The organism is Streptomyces sp. NPDC058459, assembly GCF_042721685.1.
Lineage (GTDB): Bacteria > Actinomycetota > Actinomycetes > Streptomycetales > Streptomycetaceae > Streptomyces.
In genome coordinates this window covers 1-1,790 of sequence record NZ_JBHXLV010000405.1, presented here as the reverse complement: position 1 = coordinate 1,790, position 1,790 = coordinate 1, and the positions used below count along the sequence as shown (strand labels likewise).

2 protein-coding genes are annotated in these 1,790 nt (G+C 72.3%); both read left to right on the top strand.

Features of this window, described 5'->3' with window-relative positions; genetic code table 11:
* The first annotated feature begins 222 nt into the window (after nt 1–222).
* On the top strand, nt 223–1,353 hold the full coding sequence (locus tag ACFWN1_RS33140) for an LCP family protein (protein ID WP_384370434.1): 1,131 nt from the start codon (nt 223–225) through the stop codon (nt 1,351–1,353).
* Between the two features lie 159 nt (nt 1,354–1,512).
* On the top strand, nt 1,513–1,734 hold the full coding sequence (rpmE, locus tag ACFWN1_RS33135; RefSeq protein ID WP_355740462.1) for a 50S ribosomal protein L31: 222 nt from the start codon (nt 1,513–1,515) through the stop codon (nt 1,732–1,734).
* Nucleotides 1,735–1,790 lie beyond the last annotated feature (56 nt).

Genomic DNA, 1,790 nt, shown 5'->3' with positions numbered 1-1,790 from the left:
GGGGCGGCCCTTTCGCGTGCGCGGTGCTCCCGCGAGACCTTCGCCACAGAGGGGACGTCCGGTGCCGACTCGCCTCGGTACGGCCCTTACGGGCGGCGCGACGCGCTCTGCGAGCCTGTCCCGAGTTTCCCTGTCCGGCCAGGTGGAGCGACGATGGAGTGGTGATGACCGCTCCCGACCCTCGACGCAGGGGGAACCGCACGGACGAGACCTAGGAGCGCAGTGTCCACCGAGAGCACGCCGGAGCCCGGCATACCGGAGCCCGGAGACGGCCCCCGCCGCCGGGGCGGGGGGAGCCGCCGCAAGCCCCGCAGCGCCGGCCGCAAGGCCCTGCTCGCCACGGCGTGGACGGCCGCCGGCGTGGTCGTGCTGGCCGGTGCCGGCGCCGGGTACGTCTACGTCAAGCTGAACGGCAACCTGCACAGCATCGACATCAACCAGGTGCTGGGCCGGGACCGGCCCGCCAAGGCCGACAACGGCTCCCAGAACATCCTGGTCCTCGGCTCCGACTCCCGCTCCGGTGCCAACCGCGAACTGGGCGGCGGCGCTGCCGACAGCGGCGCCCGCTCCGACACCGCGATGATCGTCCACCTGTACGAGGGCCACAAGAAGGCGTCCGTGGTCTCCGTACCCCGCGACACCCTCATCGACCGCCCCGCCTGCGCCGACACCAGGGGCCGCACGTACCCGGCCGCCAGGAACGTCATGTTCAACTCGGCCTACGCCACCGGGGGCGCGCCCTGCGCGGTCCGGACCGTCGAGTCGCTCACCGGTATCCGCATGGACCACTACCTGGAGGTCGACTTCTCGGGCTTCGAACGCCTCGTCGACGACCTCGGCGGAGTACGCGTCACCACCACCCGCGCCATCAAGGACCAGGACAGCCATCTCGACCTGGCGGCCGGCACCCACACCCTGGACGGCAGGCAGGCACTCGGCCTGGTCCGCACCCGGCACGGTGTCGGCGACGGCTCCGACCTCGGCCGCATCCAGCTCCAGCAGGCGTTCGTGAAGGCCCTCATCGCCCAGACCGAGCAGGTCGGCGTGCTGAGCAGCCCCAAGAAGCTCTACGACCTCGCCGACACCGCGACCAGGACCGTCACCACCGACTCCGACCTCGGCTCGGTCAACTCCCTCGCGGACTTCGCGGGCGGCCTGAAGGGCATCGGCGCCGCCGGGACGCACATGGTCACCATGCCGGTCCGGTACGACCCCGCCGACCCCAACCGGGTGCTGCCGGAGCGGGCCAAGGCCCAGCGGATCTGGACCGCCCTGCGGAACGACCGGCCGATCCCGGAGTCGGCGACGGCCGGCACGGCCGCGGGCGGCGCCCAGGGCGTCGTCACCCCCTGAGCGAGCGCCCTCCCGCTGGTACCGGCCCTGGGAATAGATGCGCCCCACCCCCGGTTTTGGGGGATGGTGCCAGTCCTGGCAGACTGGTCCGTCGGCTCCGGTTCACGCACCCGCATCCCGCGGCGGCGACCCGGCGCCCTCCCGAACCTAGGAGACACCTTGAAGCGCGACATCCACCCCGAGTACGTCGAGACGCAGGTCAGCTGCACCTGTGGCGCCTCGTTCACCACGCGGAGCACCATCGAGTCCGGCACCGTCCGTGCCGAGGTCTGCTCCGAGTGCCACCCGTTCTACACGGGCAAGCAGAAGATCCTCGACACCGGTGGCCGCGTGGCCCGCTTCGAGGCCCGCTTCGGCAAGGCTGCCGGCTCCAAGAAGTAGCGAGCCCCCGAACCGCCGGTCCACGGTCGCGCCCCGCGAGGGGCGCGCCCTGGGAC